This is a genomic window from Sinomonas sp. B1-1, assembly GCF_050474465.1.
GTDB classification, from domain to species: Bacteria; Actinomycetota; Actinomycetes; order Actinomycetales; family Micrococcaceae; genus Sinomonas; species Sinomonas flava.
The window spans coordinates 115,627-131,329 of the sequence record NZ_JBCHVF010000007.1 but is presented as its reverse complement, the minus strand read 5'-3'; the positions used below and the strand labels follow the sequence as shown (position 1 = coordinate 131,329).

Below are 15,703 nucleotides of genomic sequence, written 5' to 3'. Positions count from 1 at the left end.
CTCCCTGGAGGCTCTGGCATGAACGGTCCGTCTCGCCCGTCCCGCGGGCCGGCTGCGCAGGCGGCGGGGAACGCCGCCTCATCTCCCGACATCGAGGAGCGACGTCGGTGGATCGGGCTCGTGGTGATCAGCCTCGCCGTCGCGCTCATCATCGTGGACTCGACGATCGTCAACGTCGCTATTCCCTCCATCGTCCAGGACCTCGGCATCGACTCGACGGGAGTGCAGTGGGTCCAGGAGTCCTACACGCTCGTCTTCGCGGCGCTCCTGCTTGTCTTCGGCACGCTCGGGGACCGGTATGGCCGACGGCGGCTGCTCCTGACCGGCGTCGTCGTGTTCGCGCTCTCCTCGGTCGTGGCGGCGCTGGCACCGGACGGCAGCGTCCTCGTCGCCTCGCGCCTTGTCCAGGGTGTGGGCGGGGCCATGGTGCTGCCGTCCACCCTCTCGCTGATCAATGCGGGGTTCAGGGGACCGGAGCGTGGAATCGCCTTCGCGGTGTGGGGCTCGACAATCGGAGGAATGTCCGCCGTCGGTCCACTGCTCGGTGGCTGGTTGACTACATCCTTCTCGTGGCGTTGGGCGTTCGGGATCAACATCCCGATCGCCGCGGTCATCGTGGTCGGAGCCCTTGCCGCAGTCGCCGAGTCCAGAGACGGAACCCGTCGTCGTCTCGATCCGGTAGGGGCGGTGCTGTCAGTCGTCGCGTCGGCTTCCTTGGTCTTCGCCCTCATCGAGGGACGCACCTATGGGTGGTGGGCCGTAGAGCACCGCCCGCGCGTCGGATCCTGGGAGTGGCCGGGTGGGATCTCTCCGATCCCCTACGTCCTGGGACTCGCGGTCATTGCAGCCCTCGCCTGCGCCTTCTGGGCCATCCGACGCGATCGCCACGGCAAGGCCAGCATGTTCTCCGTTGAGCTCCTGCGCATACCAGCGTTCCGCAACGGCAATATCGCGGCGCTCATCGTCTCGCTTGGCGAGTTCGGCATCATCCTCGTGCTCCCCATCTGGCTCCAGAACGTCCTCGGGTTCAGCGCCCTGGAGACCGGGCTGATCCTTCTCGCGCTCGCGATCGGCTCCTTCGCGGCCAGTGGTCTTGCCGGCGCAGTCGGGCACCGCGCCTCGGCTGTGGTCGTGGTCCGGGTAGGCCTAGCGGCCGAGATCGCCGGGGTTGCCGGCCTCGGCATTGTCATCGGGCCCGACACGACGTGGGGCCTCCTCGTCCCTTTCCTGTTCGTCTATGGGTTCGGCGTGGGACTCGCGACAGCGCAGCTGACCGGCGTCGTGCTCAAGGACGTCCCGGTGACGCTGAGCGGGCAGGCATCCGGAACCCAGAGCACGTCGCGGCAGATCGGTTCCGCCCTGGGCATTGCCGTCCTCGGGACGGTCCTCTTCACGTCCGCCGCCGGGGTCCTGGGCAGCTCGCTCGATGCGCGGGGAGTGCCGGCGGACCAGCGCGACTCCATCGTCGCCGCCGTCGTCGACAGCTCCGGGGGCGCCATCGCAAGTCTCGCCGGGTCACCCGCCACCGCGCAGGCAGCCTCTGATTCGCGGGTGGCGTTCTCCGAGGGGACGCGGCTGGCGGCGTGGTCGGCCGCCGGATTCCTTGCAGTGGGTCTCCTCGCCACACTCTCCCTCAGCGGAGGCGCTGGCGGACGGCGCCTGCAGGGCGGCCCCCCGGACGAGGGACTGGCAGAACCTGCCCGGGCCGGGGCCCAGCAGCCGCCGGTATCCTGACGCCGTGTCGACTGAACTGATCACGATTCCTGCTCCGGATGGCACCGCGGAAGCCATCGTCGCACGTCCGTCGTCCGGGGAGGGCCTGTTTCCCGGCGTCATCCTCTACATGGACGCGTTCGGCCTCCGCCCGCGCATCGAGGAGATGGCCCAGCGCATTGCGGACTGGGGGTACGTGGTCCTGGCCCCGAACGTCTTCTACCGCGAGGGCGCTGCGGCGGACCTCGCGCCGCAGACCGACATGACCACGCCTGAAGGGCGCGAGGCGGCAGGGAAGGCCGCATTCCCGCGGGTCCGCAGTCTCACTCCATCCAAGGCCCTGCCCGATATCGAGGCCTGGATCGCGGCCCTCCGTGGACTCCCCGGGCTCGCCCGGGGACCGATCGGGACGACCGGGTACTGCATGGGTGCGCGCCTTGCCCTGCGCACGGCAGCGGCCCACCCCGAGGCGGTTGCCGCCTGCGGCGGGTTCCACGGCGGAGGGCTTGCGACGGACGAGCCGGACAGCCCGCATCTGGGCCTGCGGCAGGCGAGGGCGCGCTTCGTGTTCGGCCATGCCGACCACGACAGGAGCATGGGTCCCGAGGCCGTGGCACGCCTCGGTGCGGCGCTCGCGGAAGCCGGCCTGACGGCGTCGAACGTGATCTACTCCGGCGCCGCCCACGGATACACGATGGCGGACACGTCTGCCTACCACGAGGCGGCCGCCGAGCGGCACTTCCGCGAGCTGCGCGAGCTCCTCGACACGACCCTCAAAGGCTCATCGGGCCTATGATGGACCTGCTTGAGAAGCGCGCGTTCCCCCGGAGGTGACCTCATCGGCCACCTCCGGGCCCGACCTCCTGCCGGCTACTTCTTGCCCGTGACGAGCACCGGCGGCGGGGGATCGAACCCGCCGTGGTCGAACAGGCCGACCACCTTCTGCATGTAGAAGGCCCACTGCGGTCCCGCGATGTAGGCGCCGTCGACGCTCGGCCAGAACCTGCCGTTGACCACGACGTTCCGCCCGACCCGGTCCTCCGGGTTGCGCAGCGCCTCGCCGAAGAACGATGCCGTCGCGAGGCCCTTGGTGAACCCCATGACCCACGTCTGGCTGTTGTACTGGTTCGTACCGGTCTTCGCGGCCGCCGGGACACCGAGCTGGATCGTCTTCCCGGCGTCGTCCTTGATGTTGTAGCCGGAGCCCTTCGTCAGGACGTCCTGGAGCACGTTGGTCACGGCCTTGGCGACGTCGGGGCTGATCGCCCCTGCCCGGCACTTCTGCTCCTGGCCGCCGATCCGCTGCCCGTTGGCGTCCTTCACCTCGGTGATCGAGATCGGGACGCAATAGGTCCCGTTGGCCGAGAAGGTCGCGAACATGCTCGCCATCGTCACAGGCGACACGTTCGGGCCGCCCAGCAGGTTGCCCAGCGTGGACATGTCCAGCTTCTGGTCCTTGCCCTCGCCGTCGTGCAGTCCGAGCGCGTCCGCTGCCCGCTGGATGTCGCAGAAGTCGTTGAGGCCGGCCGCCGTGGCGAAGGTCGCGGTGTTGATCGACTGGTAGATCCCCTCGCGGACCGGCATGGGCCGGTACCACTGCGGCTCGTTGTTCTGCAGGTCGGGAGCGGTCCCGAGGCCCACCGTCGTGTCGTCGAAGGCGCCGGTGACCTTGGTGCACGTGGTCTTCCACGGGTAGTTGAGCGGGTACCGGCGCTGGGCGGCGTTGACGACCTGGTCGGTCGGCTTGCCCTCGCTGAGCCATGCCGTGAGCGTGACCGGCTTCATCGAGGATCCCGGCTGGAAGCCGCCGGCTCCGCCGAGGTCGTTCCCGTTCGCATCGAGGCGATCGACGTTGAAGTTGTAGGACGTGACGAAGTCCAACCCCTGGCCTTCGAGCATCCGCGTGTTCTGGGCCATCGAGAGCACCTTGCCGGTGCCGGGCTGGATCGTGGTGAGCGCGGTGCCCCACTTGTCCGGGTTGGCCCCCGCGGTCGCATCCACCTGGGCCTGCGCGGGCGCCTGGAGCCGCGGGTCGAGCGTCGTCGTGATCGTCAGGCCTCCCCGCGTGAGCAGCTGGAGCCGGTCATCCGGCGTCGCGCCGTAGGCGGGGTCGTTGAGGATCTGGTGGAGGACGTAGTCGCAGAAGTACTGGGCCTGGGCCGCGTAGGCGCAGCCCTGCATCGTGGGCTTGACCGCCAGCTGGATCGGTGTCGCGACGGCTTCTGTGTACTGGGCCTGCGTGATGTACCCCCGCTTGAGCATCGCGTCGAGGACCAGATTGCGCCGCTGGAGCGAGTTGTCCGGGTTCGTGACGGGATCGTAGACCGAGGGCCCGTTGACGAGCCCGGCGAGGAGGGCCGCCTGGGGAATCGTGAGGTCCTTCGCGTCGACCGAGAAGAAGTGCTGGCTTGCGGCCTGGATCCCATACGCATCGCGGTTGAAGAACACGATGTTGAGGTACCCCTCGAGGATCTGGTCCTTGGAGTACTGCTTCTCGAGCGCGATCGCGAGCTTCATCTCGCGGAGCTTGTCGCCGATGCTCTTCTGGCCGTTGAGCAGCACCGCCGGGTCCTCGCCCTGGGCGATGGCGTTCTCCTTGAGGACGTTGGCGACGTACTGCTGAGTGAGGGTGGAGGCGCCCTGCCTGTCGCCCCGGAAATTCGCCATGGCGGCCCGGAGGATGCCGGTGGTGTCCACGCCTCCGTGCTCGTAGAAGCGGTAGTCCTCGATCGCGATGATGGCATTCGTGATGTTCGGCGACATGGCTGCGAGGGGGACCGGTGTCCGGTTCTCGCTGTAGACCGAGGCGATCGGCGACCCGTCCGCTGCGACGACTTTCGTCACGCGCGCCGGAGGCGTCACCTTCAGCTCTGAGGGGAGGCTGTCGAAGAACTGCACGGAGCCGTTCGCGGCGCCCCACGTGGCGGCGACCGTCGGGGCCAGGAAGCCGACCGCCAGGACACCGCACAGGGCGCTGACGGCGAGGAAGGCTACGAGCCTCCCCAAGGTTCCGGCCAGGGCGGACAACCATCTCATCAAGGACCGTCCTCACTCAGGCGCCTCAGGTACGTGTCAACGTTATAGGGGCTCCCGGGCGGGGGCTGCGAAGGGTCCGCCGGCGGCTCGGGGCGTGGCGGGGAAGCGTCGGGTGGGGCAGCCGGCCCGTAGTGGCGGTCCTCGAAGCCCTGCCGCCGCTGACGGCGGAGGAACGCCAGCCAGCTCGAGCCCACGACGACCAGCACGAACGGGACCCCGGCGACCCGCCCGATGTCGAGGAAGGCCAGGCACACGAGCACCAGCACGAGCCAGCGGGCCCCGAACGCGGCGAGATTGACCGGCGGTGCACTGCGCCCGGCGCGCCACAGGGGCCGCGGGTCGGCGCCGACTGCCCGCAGGATGCGCTCTGCCTGCCCGATCGTGAGCCCGCGGAGGCTCGGCGTCTGGCCGGTCTGCTGCCAGACCGCTCGGCGCACGTAGGCGACCTGCAGCGGCAGCGCGGGAGGAGTGCCGTCCGGGGCCAGGAGCGCGCGCCAGGCGGAGGTGGTCTGCTGGCTGACGACGCCGAGGCCTTCCCGCCGCGGTCGGGTCGCGCGTGTTCGGGGGTCGGCCTGCCGCTCCCCGGGAAGCTGGGCGGGACGGCGGGCAGGAGCCGAGGTGCGGTACGACCGTCCGTGCCGCGCCCCCCGGACCCGGTAGTGGATGTGCCCCACGGGACCTCCTCTGGCTTCCTCCATTGTAGGAGCGCCTACCCTTGTGAAAGGTAGGTTTCAGCGTCAGGAAGGTGTCCCCCATGTCCACGCTCAAGGAGCGGCTCCAGGCCGACGTCGTGGCCCACATGAAGTCGGGCAACAGGACCGCGCTGACCACGGTGCGCAACGTGCTCGGCGAGATCGAGACGCGGGAGAAGTCCGGGAAGGCTCCTGTGGCCCTCGACGATGCCCAGCTCACCTCGCTCCTGCAGAAGGAGGCCTCCAAGCGCCGCGAGACCGCCGAGATCTACTCGCAGGCCGGCGAGGCGGGGCGCGCCTCTGCCGAGATCGCTGAGGCCGAGGTCATCGAGGCGTACCTTCCCAAGCCCCTCACCCGCGACGAGGTCGAGGCGATCGTCGACGAGGTCATCGCTGACCTCAAGGCCGGGGGGACGGAACCCGGGATGCGCCAGATGGGCCAGGTCATGAAGCCGGTGACCGCGAAGGTCGCCGGACGCTTCGACGGCAAGGCGGTCAGCGAGATCGTCCGCTCGCGGCTGGCCTAGGCTTCCCTGCCTGCGCGCCTCCCTGCCTGCGCGCGGCGGGCGGACGACGGCGCGCGGGGGACCGCCGTCGTGCTCCCAGTGGCGCTGGGCTACTCGAACCGGCTCGGATCCCCGGCGCCGTAGCGGGCGATCTCGGCGACGCCGGAAGAGAAGTCGATGACGGTGGTCGGCTCGGAGCCGCACTCGCCGGCGTCGATGACCGCGTCCACCGCGTTGTCGAGGCGCTCTTTGATTTCCCACCCGTCGGTGAGCGGCTCCTCCTCGTCGGGGAGGAGGAGGGTCGAGGAGAGGAGGGGCTCTCCGAGCTCGGCCAGGAGCGCCCGGACCACCGCGTGGTCGGGAATCCTCACGCCCACGGTCTTCTTCTTGGGGTGGAGCATGCGCTTGGGCACCTCCCGCGTGGCGGGGAGGATGAATGTGTAGGGGCCCGGCGTGACGGCCTTGATGGCACGGAAGACATCGTTCGGCATGTCCACCAGCTGGCCCAGCTGGGCGAATTCGCGGCACACGAGCGTGAAGTGGTGCTTGTCGTCGAGGTGCCGGATCTGCCGGATGCGGTCGAGCGCCTCGCGGTTGCCCATCACCGCACCGAGGGCGTAGCACGAGTCTGTCGGATAGGCGATGAGGCCACCGTCCCGGAGGATCTGCACCGTCTGGCTGATGGCGCGGGGCTGCGGGTCGACCGGGTGGACGTCGAAGAATCTGGCCATGTGCGCCAGCCTACGCCGTGGGATCGCAACTCTCCGGGCCGCCGTACCAGAAATGTCGGAGCCGCTCTCTAGCCTGAAAACATGAGCACTGCAGCAGTCATCGCCTCGCCTGAGCGGACCCACCCCAAGGCCGCGTCTCGCCGTCCCCTGCACCTCGCCGAGGACGCGTGCCGCGACTGCGGCCGCGCCCTCGCGCAGTTCGAGGAGCATCGGTGCGCGGACTGCGAGGATCTCAGCCTCCACATGGAGTGTCGCAACTGCGGGAGCATCCTCGCCGACGCCGACCTCGAAGCCGGCGCCTGCGCCGGCTGCCTCGGGTGAGCTCCCGGCCTTGAACCTCTCGCACTACCGTCCCGTCCCCGGCGGGAGGGCTCCGCGCGCATGATGGGAGCCCATCACGCGGCCTGTGGCGCAGCAGCCTGGGTCGCGGTGACCACCAGATTCACCATCGACATCTCTCCCGCGACCGTCCCGCTTGGGTTCGGGCACGTTGGGGTGGACATCGGATGGCCGCTCTTCGAGTCCACGCCCGCCGGGGTCGTCGTCGGCGCGCTCGTGACCGCCGGCGCGGCGCTCCTTCCCGACGCCGACCACCGCAGCGCGACCATCGCCCAGTCCCTGCCGCCGGTCTCCAATGCGTTCTGCGCGGGGATCGGCACAGTCTCGGGCGGCCACCGCAACGGCACCCACTCGCTCGTGGGAATCGCCGCCTTCGTCACGCTTGCCTGGTTCGCCGGGCAGTGGACGGTCGAGACCGACCTCTGGGGGACCGTGTACGTCGGCGCAGGCCTGGCCTCGCTGCTGCTCGTCTCGTTCGCCGCCAAGGTCCTCGGCATCCTGCCCGACGGCGTCCAGAAGCTCCCGTGGCTCCTGGCCGTTCCGCTGGCCCTCTTCGTGGCCGCCTTCGCCCCCGACCAGGAGGACTGGTTCCCGCTCGCCGTCGCGCTCGGCACCGCGGTCCACATCGCGGGGGACATGCTGACGACAGGCGGCTGCAACCTCGTCTGGCCGTTCCGCTTCCGCCGGCCCAAGATCCTGCACAAGGTCCCCGTCATCCGGTGGATGTGGCGCCGCGGCGGCCACCTCTCGATCCCCGTCCTCGGCGACGCCGGGTCGTGGCGGGAGTGGCTCATGCTCGTCCCCGTCAGCGTCTACGCGATCGCTGGGGTCGGCACTGCCCTCTACGCGCTCGGGAAGGCGGGCATCCTCTGGGCTGCGGTGAACCTCGGAGTCCTGGCCCGATGAGGCGCCTGGGCGGGGGAGCCCGGCGCGGAGAGTGTCGGTGCCATGGTGCACAGTAGGAGGGTGAGCACAGCGACTTCTCCCGCCTCCCGCCCTGCTGCCCTTCACGAGCCGTCCCTGCCGACGCCGGAGCAGACTGCCGAGGACATCGCCACGACGATCGCGGCCGAGCTCGGGGTCGAGCCGTGGCAGGTCCGGGCGGCGATCGGCCTGCTCGACGGCGGTGCCACGGTGCCGTTCGTCGCCCGGTACCGCAAGGAGGCCACGGGGACGCTGGACGACGCCCAGCTGCGGGCCCTCGAGGAGCGGCTGCGCTACCTCCGCGAACTCGAGGACAGACGGCGCGCTATCCTCACTGCCGTCGCCGAGCAGGGTGCGCTCACCGAGGACCTGCAGGCGGCGCTCCTTGCCGCCTCGACGAAGTCCGAGCTCGAGGACCTCTACCTCCCCTACAAGTCCAAGCGCCGCACCCGTGCGCAGATTGCCCGGGAGGCCGGTCTCGAGCCGCTTGCGGACGCACTCCTCGCCGATCCCACCCAGGACCTCGAGGCCCTCGCCGGGGTGTACGTGGACGCCGAACGAGGCGTCGCCTCAGCCCAGGACGCCCTTGCGGGCGCCCGGGCGATCCTCACCGAGCGCGCCGGCCAGGACGCCGAGCTCGTGGCCACGCTGCGCGAACGGCTCTTCTCCGGCGGCCGCCTGCGTTCGGCTGCGAAGGGCGGCGCCGCTGGCGCCCACGACGCCGGCCCGCGGGGGACCTCGGCGTCGTCTGAGAACCACGCCGGCGCCGGGAAGTATGCGGACTTCGCCGACTACGTCCAGCCCGTCGGGACCGTGCCCGGCCATCGCGTCCTGGCACTCCTGCGCGGGGAGCGGGAGGGCGAGCTCTCGCTCGAGATCGCGGAGGCGGACCCCCGGGACGAGTCGGCGCTCGCCGAGGCACGGTCGCGGTACGAGGGAGCGGTCGCCCGGGCCCTCGGCGTGCGGGGCGGGGCGGACACCGCGGCCGGGAAGTGGCTGGCCCAGACCGTCAAGGTCGCATGGCAGGGCCGTCTCCTCGCCAAGCTAGAGTCCGACCTGCGCTCGCGCCTCTTCGAATCCGCCGAAGACGAGGCCGTGAAGGTGTTCGCCGCCAACCTGCGCGACGTCCTGCTTGCCGCGCCCGCCGGCAACCGTCCGGTCCTCGGGCTCGATCCCGGCCTGCGCACCGGCGTCAAGGTCGCCGTCGTGGACGCGACGGGCAAAGTCGTCGACACGGCGACGGTGTACCCGCATGCGCCGGCGAAGAAGTGGGAGGAGTCGCTCGCGGTCCTCGAACGGCTCGCCCGGAAGCACGCTGTCGAGCTGGTCGCGGTCGGCAACGGCACGGCGAGCCGTGAGACGGACCGGCTCGCGGGGGACCTCCTCGGACGTCTCGGCATGCCGCGAAGCGCGAAGGTCATCGTCTCCGAGGCGGGAGCCTCCGTGTACTCGGCCTCGGCGCTCGCCTCGGCCGAGCTCCCGGACCTCGACGTGTCCCTGCGGGGCGCGGTCTCGATCGCGCGCCGCCTCCAGGATCCGCTCGCCGAGCTGGTCAAGATCGATCCGAAGTCGATCGGCGTGGGGCAGTACCAGCACGACGTCACCCAGTCCAAGCTCGAGCGTTCGCTCGACGCGGTCGTCGAGGACTGCGTCAACGCGGTCGGGGTCGACGTCAACACCGCGTCCCCGGCCCTCCTTGCCCGGGTCGCCGGTGTGGGCCCGATCCTGAGCAGGAACATCGTCGAGTACCGCGATGCCAACGGGGCCTTCGCATCGCGCTCGGAGCTCAAGAAGGTCCCCCGGCTCGGGGCGAAGGCCTTCGAGCAGTGCGCAGGGTTCCTGCGGATCACCGGCGGGAAGCAGCCGCTCGACGCTTCGGCCGTGCACCCCGAGGCCTACGGCCTCGCGGAGAGGATCCTTGCGTCGGCCGGGGGGTCGAAGGAACGGGTCGCGACCCTCAGCGCTGCGGCATTCGTCGACGACCGCTTCGGGCTGCCCACCGTCCAGGACGTCATGGCTGAGATCGTCCGCCCCGGCAGGGACCCGCGTCCGGAGTTCGTGACGGCTGCGCTGAAGGAGGGAGTGGAGACCATCAACGACCTCACGCCGGGAATGGTCCTCGAAGGCACCGTGTCCAACGTTGCTGCGTTCGGCGCCTTCGTCGACATCGGCGTGCACCAGGACGGCCTGGTGCACGTCTCGGCCATGAGCAGCAGGTTCGTCGCCGATCCGCGGGAGGTGGTGCAGTCGGGACAGGTCGTGAAGGTCAAGGTCCTCGAGGTCGACGTGCCGCGCAAGCGCATCTCGCTCACGCTGCGCCTCGACGACGAGCCCGGAGCGGGGCGGAACGCCGGGGCGGGCGCACGCGGCGGGGAGGACCGGCGTCGTAAGGCCGGGGAGCAGCGCTCGGGCGGCCAGCAGCAAGGCGGAGAGCGGCAGGACGGCAGCCAGCAGGGCGGACAGCGGCAGGGCGGCAGCCAGCAGCGGACCGGCAGCCAGCCCGGGCGGGGGCAGCGGAGCGGTGCCCAGCGAGGCGGTGCGCCCCGGGGCAACCGGCCCGAACCCGCTGACACCGCTCTGGCGGAGGCGCTGCGCCGGGCGGGGCTCGCCTGAGCGCCGCGGCAGTGCATGCCTGAGCGCCGCCCGCGAGCCGTGTGCCGGCACAGCCCGAGGGCTGGCCGCTCCGGCGCCGCTCCCTCGGACGGCGCCGGGCGTGGTCTGCGTGTACGGTGGCGCAGGTGACCTCCCCTGTGCTCCTGACCGGGTCGCGCGTGGTGCTGCGCGACTGGACCCCCGAAGACATCGAGGCCTACCGGCGGTGGATTGTCCCTCCTGCCCCCGGCACGACCCCCAACGGGGTCCACGAGTGGCAGCTCTTCGACGGACCGTTCTACTCGCGGTGGACCGCCGACGGCGCGAACCGCTGGTGCGACGGGCTCCTGCGGCGGGCGCACGACGCCGACTGGCCGGCCGTGCGCGAGAACCTCGCCGTGGTGGACGCGGCCTCGGGCGAGTTCGTGGGCCAGGCCTCGTGGTACTGGGAGGAGAAACCGGGGGAGGAGTCCGCAGACGGCACCGCGCTGCTGCCGTGGCGGCGGCTGGGCCTCGTCGTGTTCGACCCGGCGCACTGGTCCGGCGGGTACGGGACCGAGGCGCTGGCACTGTGGACCGACTACCTCTTCGCGGCCACTGACAGCGGCCGGCTCGACTTCGCGACCTGGAGCGGGAACGTCGGCATGTGCCGGGTGGGCCAGAAGCTCGGCTTCACCGAGGAAGCCCGGTTCCGCAAGGCCCGGAAGGTCCGCGGTGAGCTCTACGACGCGGTCGTCTACGGGGTGCTGCGGGAAGAATGGGAAGCCCACCGCGGTGGCAGGGGCGGCCCGCGCACCTGAGGCCGAGCGCGGCCGCGTGGCAGAATGGCATGCGGTGCTACCTGAGACCGGACCCCACGACGAGGCTCCTCCAGGGTCCGGAGAGGGCCTGAGGGAGCGCCGCGAGCGTACCCGGATCCGTCCTCTCACGACGCTTCTCGTGGCCCTGGCCGCGGGCGTGGCGGTCGCCGGTCTCGTGGTCGCCCCAGCCGCCGTCCTTGTCGTGGCGGCGGTGCTCCTGTGCCTCGCTCTCTTCTGGAAGTCCTCCGCGCGGAGGTCCGCCGGCTCCGGCTTCGTGCCGACCGCTGTTGTGCGGGGAGGCATCGTGGTCCTCGTCCTCGCGCTTGGCGCAGCCTCGGTGCAGGGAGTCGCCGGCGCCTGGTCCTCGGCGCTCAGCGGTCTGGCCGCCCCCGCGGGCCGTGTCCCGGCGCCGGGTGCGACGGCGACGCAGCCCGCCGTCGGGCCGTCGTCCGCGTCCGCAGCCCCGACCAGCATCCCCGCCACAACGGCCGCACCGGAAGCGCCGAGCGCTGCGCCCGGCCAGACCCCCTCGGCGCCGCCCGCCCCGCAGCCCGTGTCCGCGGCTGCCGCGCCGCCGGCACCCGCGCAGACCGTGGCCCCGGCGCCGGCCCGCCCCGCCCCCACCCCGAGCTACAAGAACTGCGGTGCGCTGCGTGCGGCGGGAATCGCGACGCTGACCGCGGGCGAGGCCGGGTACAGCCTCCAGCTCGACCGGAACGGCGACGGGATCGCCTGCAACTGACCCGGGTGTCGAATATCACAGCCGCCGCGTCCGCCTCCACGTCATTCCGCCGCCGTCGGGCAGCGAAAATTAGGGGGTGGTCCTTCTAGGGGAGGGGCCGGAGCGAGTGGAGCGATGTTCGATTTCAACCTTCAGACGGCCGTCTTCTTCGGCACCGTGGCGCTGGGCGCGCTGCTGTTCGGGCTCGGTGTCCTGGCATTCCTGGGCACGACGCTCATGGTGGGAGCCTTCAAGGGCATCCATCAGACCGCCGAGGCGGCGCAGGAGCGGCTGCGGCGCGAGCGGTCGCCGATCGCCGGCTGAGCTGCGCCAGGCGAGAAGGGCCCCGTCCATCAGGACGGGGCCCTTCGGCGTCCCGGGAGGCGGCTCTCACTTGGACCCGGATCGGGCAGGCATTTGCCGATGTGACCCTTGGCATAGCAGAATTGGACGTACACCACGGCGCCGAACGCTCGGGGTGTGCGCACAATTGAAGACAGCCTCTGATCTGCGGCGGGAGAGTCCTGCGAGCAAGAGCAAGCAGGCGCCGTAGGAGCAACACCTCCCCAGGAATCTCTCAGGCACCTGTACCGCTGCGGCAAGGCAACTCTGGAAAGCGGCCCAACTGGGCTCACCGACGGTGCAAGCCGGAACCATCCGGCGGAATCTCTCAGGTCCCATACAGAGCGGGGAGGAACCTGTTACATCGCCACACCCCACCGGGTGGGCCGAAATGATGGAGTTCCCCGTGACGGACCTTTCCCCCGCAGTCTTCGTCGACCGCCACATCGGCGTCCGGCGCGACGCCGACATCAAGCACATGCTCAACACCGTCGGGTTCGACAGCATCGACGCGCTCGCTTCGGCAGCTGTGCCCGACAGCATCAAGCAGGAGCAGCCGCTCACGCTCGACTCAGCGCTCAGCGAGTCCGAAGCCCTCGCCTCCCTCCGTGCCCTGGCGGCCAAGAACAAGCCCCGCGTCCAGATGATCGGTCAGGGCTACTACGACACCGTCACCCCTCCGGTCATCCGCCGGAACATCGTCGAGGACCCGGCCTGGTACACCGCGTACACCCCGTACCAGCCCGAGATCTCCCAGGGCCGCCTCGAGGCCCTCCTGAACTTCCAGACGGCGGTCGAGGACCTCACCGGCCTCCCGATCGCCAACGCGTCCCTCCTGGACGAGGCCACCGCCGTCGTCGAGGCCGTGCTGCTGATGCGCCGCGCCAACAAGAACAAGGCCGCCGCGAACGGCCGGACCGTGCTGGACGCGGACCTCTTCCCGCAGTCGATCGCGATCGTCAAGGGCCGCGCCGCGGCCCTCGGCTTCGAGGTCGAGGTCGCCGACCTCTCCGCCGGCCTGCCCGACGGCCCGATCAACGGCATCGTCCTGCAGCAGCCCAGCGCGTCCGGCCTCGTCGCCAGCGCCTCGGGCCTCATCGCCCAGGCCAAGGAGCGCGGCGCGATGGTGACCATCGCCGCGGATCTCCTCGCCCTGACCCTCATCACGTCCCCGGGCGAGCAGGGCGCGGACATCGCCGTCGGCAGCGCGCAGCGCTTCGGCGTCCCGCTCTTCTACGGCGGCCCGCACGCCGCCTTCATGGCGGTCCACGCCGGCCTCGAGCGTCAGCTCCCCGGCCGCCTCGTGGGCGTCTCCAAGGACGACGCCGGTGTCCCCGCCTACCGCCTCGCGCTCCAGACCCGCGAGCAGCACATCCGCCGCGAGAAGGCCACGTCCAACATCTGCACGGCGCAGGCGCTCCTCGCGATCGTCGCGTCCATGTACGCCGTCTACCACGGCCCCGAGGGCCTGCGGGCGATCGCGGAGCGCACGCACCGCCACGCACGCTCGCTCGCCGCGGCCCTCGAGGGCGCCGGCGTCGAGATCGCCCACCGCAGCTTCTTCGACACGATCACGGCCCGTGTCCCCGGCCGCGCCGCCGCCCTCGTGGAGAAGGCCGAGAAGCAGGGCGTGAACCTGCGCCTCGTCGACGCCGACACCGTGGGCATCTCGTGCGACGAGACCACCACGTCCGAGCATGTCGCCACCGTGGCCGGCGTGTTCGGCGCCGGCGCCGCGGGCGATGGCGTCGACGTCCACCTGGGCGCCAGCGGCACAGGGACGGGCGCCGGCGGCTTCGCGATCGAGTCCGACGCGCTGCGCACGAGCCAGTACCTGACCCACCCGGTCTTCCACTCGTACCGCTCCGAGACGCAGATGATGCGCTACCTGCGCAAGCTCTCGGACCGCGACCTCGCGCTCGACCGCACGATGATCCCGCTGGGCTCCTGCACGATGAAGCTCAACGCGACGGTCGAGATGGAGGCCATCACGTGGCCCGAGTTCGCGGGCATCCACCCGTTCGCTCCGGACTCGCAGACCGAGGGCTGGCGGGAGCTCATCTCCGGGCTCGAGGCGGACCTCGCGGCCATCACCGGCTACGACCAGGTCTCCATCCAGCCGAATGCGGGCTCGCAGGGCGAGCTCGCGGGCCTCCTCGCGATCAGCGGCTACCACGCCTCCCGGGGCGAGGCGCAGCGCAACGTGTGCCTCATCCCCGCCTCGGCCCACGGCACGAACGCGGCCTCCGCCGTCCTCGCAGGCATGAAGGTGGTCGTCGTCGCCACGGCCTCCGACGGCACGATCGACCACACGGACCTCAACGCCAAGATCGAGGCGCACCGCGACGAGCTCGCGGCGATCATGATCACGTACCCGTCCACGCACGGCGTGTACGACGCCGACGTCCGCGAGGTCTGCGACGCGGTCCACGCCGCGGGCGGCCAGGTCTACATCGACGGCGCGAACATGAACGCGCTCGTCGGCCTCGCCCAGCCGGGCAAGTTCGGCGGCGACGTCTCGCACCTGAACCTGCACAAGACGTTCTGCATCCCGCACGGCGGCGGTGGCCCGGGCGTCGGCCCGGTCGCAGCCCGCGCGCACCTCGCCCCGTTCATGCCGGGCGACGCCGCGACGTGGGACGGCGGGGCTGACGTGCCGGTTTCCGCCTCGCGCTTCGGCTCCGCCGGCGTGCTCCCGATCTCGTGGGCGTACGTGAAGCTCATGGGCGGCGACGGCCTGACCGAGGCCACGAAGTCCGCGCTCCTGGCCGCGAACTACATCGCCAGGCGCCTCGACTCCTCCTTCCCCGTCCTCTACACGGGAGAGGGCGGCCTCGTCGCACACGAGTGCATCCTCGACCTGCGCGACCTCACCGCCAAGACCGGCGTGACCGCGGAGGACGTCGCGAAGCGCCTCATCGACTTCGGCTTCCACGCCCCGACCCTCGCGTTCCCGGTCGCCGGGACGCTCATGGTCGAGCCGACCGAGTCCGAGGACCTCGGCGAGATCGACCGGTTCATCGACGCGATGGTCGCCATCCGCGCAGAGATCGACCAGGTCGCTGCCGGCGACTTCACCGTCCAGGAGTCGCCGCTGCGCCGTTCGCCGCACACGGCCGCCGCGGTCGTCTCCTCCGACTGGGACCGCCCCTACACCCGCGAGCAGGCCGCCTTCCCGGGTTCGGTCCACACGCAGGACAAGTACTTCGCCCCGGTCGGCCGCATCGACGGCGCCGGCGGCGACCGCAACCTCGTCTGCGCGTGCCCGCCCCTCGAAGCATTCGAGAACTGACCGACCACGCTGGTT

13 protein-coding genes and 2 riboswitches are annotated in these 15,703 nt (G+C 71.0%); of the genes, 10 read left to right on the top strand and 3 right to left on the bottom strand.

Translation table 11 applies throughout. The features are described from left to right. Positions 1-18 precede the first annotated feature (18 nt). Positions 19-1,734, top strand: a complete 1,716-nt coding sequence (locus tag ACQ5BE_RS11875; protein ID WP_430297211.1) for a DHA2 family efflux MFS transporter permease subunit — start codon at positions 19-21, stop codon at positions 1,732-1,734. A gap of 4 nt (positions 1,735-1,738) precedes the next feature. Further along, the gene (locus ACQ5BE_RS11870; RefSeq protein WP_430297210.1) at positions 1,739-2,509 is read left to right on the top strand and encodes a dienelactone hydrolase family protein; all 771 of its coding nucleotides are present in this window, start codon (positions 1,739-1,741) and stop codon (positions 2,507-2,509) included. 74 nt (positions 2,510-2,583) lie between these two features. On the opposite strand, the gene ACQ5BE_RS11865 is transcribed toward ACQ5BE_RS11870, so the two are convergent. Then, complete coding sequence (locus tag ACQ5BE_RS11865; RefSeq protein WP_430297209.1) at positions 2,584-4,749, bottom strand: transglycosylase domain-containing protein; 2,166 nt, start codon at positions 4,747-4,749, stop codon at positions 2,584-2,586. Next, on the bottom strand, positions 4,749-5,423 hold the full coding sequence (locus ACQ5BE_RS11860) for a hypothetical protein (protein WP_430297208.1): 675 nt from the start codon (positions 5,421-5,423) through the stop codon (positions 4,749-4,751). Before ACQ5BE_RS11860 ends, ACQ5BE_RS11865 begins: the two co-directional genes overlap by 1 nt. An 80-nt stretch (positions 5,424-5,503) precedes the next feature. On the opposite strand from ACQ5BE_RS11860, the gene ACQ5BE_RS11855 reads away from it, so the two are divergent. Continuing rightward, positions 5,504-5,968 carry a GatB/YqeY domain-containing protein gene (locus tag ACQ5BE_RS11855; RefSeq protein WP_430297207.1) on the top strand — a complete coding sequence of 155 codons (465 nt, stop codon included), beginning with the start codon at positions 5,504-5,506 and terminating at the stop codon, positions 5,966-5,968. A gap of 89 nt (positions 5,969-6,057) precedes the next feature. Here ACQ5BE_RS11855 and ACQ5BE_RS11850 read toward each other — a convergent pair whose 3' ends face one another. Then, on the bottom strand, positions 6,058-6,678 hold the full coding sequence (locus ACQ5BE_RS11850; protein ID WP_430297206.1) for an L-threonylcarbamoyladenylate synthase: 621 nt from the start codon (positions 6,676-6,678) through the stop codon (positions 6,058-6,060). 81 nt (positions 6,679-6,759) lie between these two features. Here ACQ5BE_RS11850 and ACQ5BE_RS11845 point away from each other — a divergent pair, with 81 nt between their 5' ends. The 7 genes from ACQ5BE_RS11845 (at position 6,760) to gcvP (ending at position 15,688) form a co-directional block, all read left to right on the top strand. Beyond that, positions 6,760-6,999: a hypothetical protein gene (locus ACQ5BE_RS11845; RefSeq protein WP_430297205.1), complete on the top strand. Its 240-nt coding sequence runs from the start codon at positions 6,760-6,762 to the stop codon at positions 6,997-6,999. A gap of 60 nt (positions 7,000-7,059) precedes the next feature. Then, entirely contained in the window at positions 7,060-7,923 is an 864-nt protein-coding gene (locus ACQ5BE_RS11840; RefSeq protein ID WP_430297204.1) for a metal-dependent hydrolase, read from the top strand. 42 nt (positions 7,924-7,965) lie between these two features. Continuing rightward, positions 7,966-10,554, top strand: coding sequence for a Tex family protein (locus ACQ5BE_RS11835; RefSeq protein WP_430297203.1), 2,589 nt, complete (start codon positions 7,966-7,968; stop codon positions 10,552-10,554). A gap of 125 nt (positions 10,555-10,679) precedes the next feature. Further along, entirely contained in the window at positions 10,680-11,333 is a 654-nt protein-coding gene (locus ACQ5BE_RS11830) for a GNAT family N-acetyltransferase (RefSeq protein WP_430297202.1), read from the top strand. 34 nt (positions 11,334-11,367) lie between these two features. Beyond that, positions 11,368-12,075, top strand: a complete 708-nt coding sequence (locus ACQ5BE_RS11825) for an excalibur calcium-binding domain-containing protein (RefSeq protein ID WP_430297201.1) — start codon at positions 11,368-11,370, stop codon at positions 12,073-12,075. Positions 12,076-12,189: 114 nt separating this feature from the next. Next, positions 12,190-12,378 (top strand): hypothetical protein, encoded by a 189-nt coding sequence (locus ACQ5BE_RS11820; protein WP_344300625.1) that lies wholly within the window; start codon positions 12,190-12,192, stop codon positions 12,376-12,378. 180 nt (positions 12,379-12,558) lie between these two features. Then, a riboswitch (glycine riboswitch) is annotated at positions 12,559-12,657 on the top strand. A 1-nt stretch (position 12,658) separates the two neighbouring features. After that, a riboswitch (glycine riboswitch) is annotated at positions 12,659-12,749 on the top strand. Positions 12,750-12,790: 41 nt separating this feature from the next. Then, positions 12,791-15,688 (top strand): aminomethyl-transferring glycine dehydrogenase, encoded by a 2,898-nt coding sequence (gene gcvP, locus ACQ5BE_RS11815; RefSeq protein ID WP_430297200.1) that lies wholly within the window; start codon positions 12,791-12,793, stop codon positions 15,686-15,688. The last annotated feature ends 15 nt before the right edge of the window (positions 15,689-15,703 follow it).

Excerpts from the sequence above, each read along its gene's own strand:
- ACQ5BE_RS11875 (WP_430297211.1), top strand. The coding sequence starts at position 19 with ATGAACGGTCCGTCTCGCCCGTCCCGCGGGCCGGCTGCGCAGGCGGCG.
- ACQ5BE_RS11865 (WP_430297209.1), bottom strand. The coding sequence starts at position 4,749 with ATGAGATGGTTGTCCGCCCTGGCCGGAACCTTGGGGAGGCTCGTAGCC.
- ACQ5BE_RS11855 (WP_430297207.1), top strand. The coding sequence starts at position 5,504 with ATGTCCACGCTCAAGGAGCGGCTCCAGGCCGACGTCGTGGCCCACATG.
- ACQ5BE_RS11850 (WP_430297206.1), bottom strand. The coding sequence starts at position 6,678 with ATGGCCAGATTCTTCGACGTCCACCCGGTCGACCCGCAGCCCCGCGCC.
- ACQ5BE_RS11845 (WP_430297205.1), top strand. The coding sequence starts at position 6,760 with ATGAGCACTGCAGCAGTCATCGCCTCGCCTGAGCGGACCCACCCCAAG.
- ACQ5BE_RS11840 (WP_430297204.1), top strand. The coding sequence starts at position 7,060 with ATGATGGGAGCCCATCACGCGGCCTGTGGCGCAGCAGCCTGGGTCGCG.
- ACQ5BE_RS11835 (WP_430297203.1), top strand. The coding sequence starts at position 7,966 with ATGGTGCACAGTAGGAGGGTGAGCACAGCGACTTCTCCCGCCTCCCGC.
- ACQ5BE_RS11820 (WP_344300625.1), top strand. The coding sequence starts at position 12,190 with ATGTTCGATTTCAACCTTCAGACGGCCGTCTTCTTCGGCACCGTGGCG.
- gcvP (WP_430297200.1), top strand. The coding sequence starts at position 12,791 with ATGGAGTTCCCCGTGACGGACCTTTCCCCCGCAGTCTTCGTCGACCGC.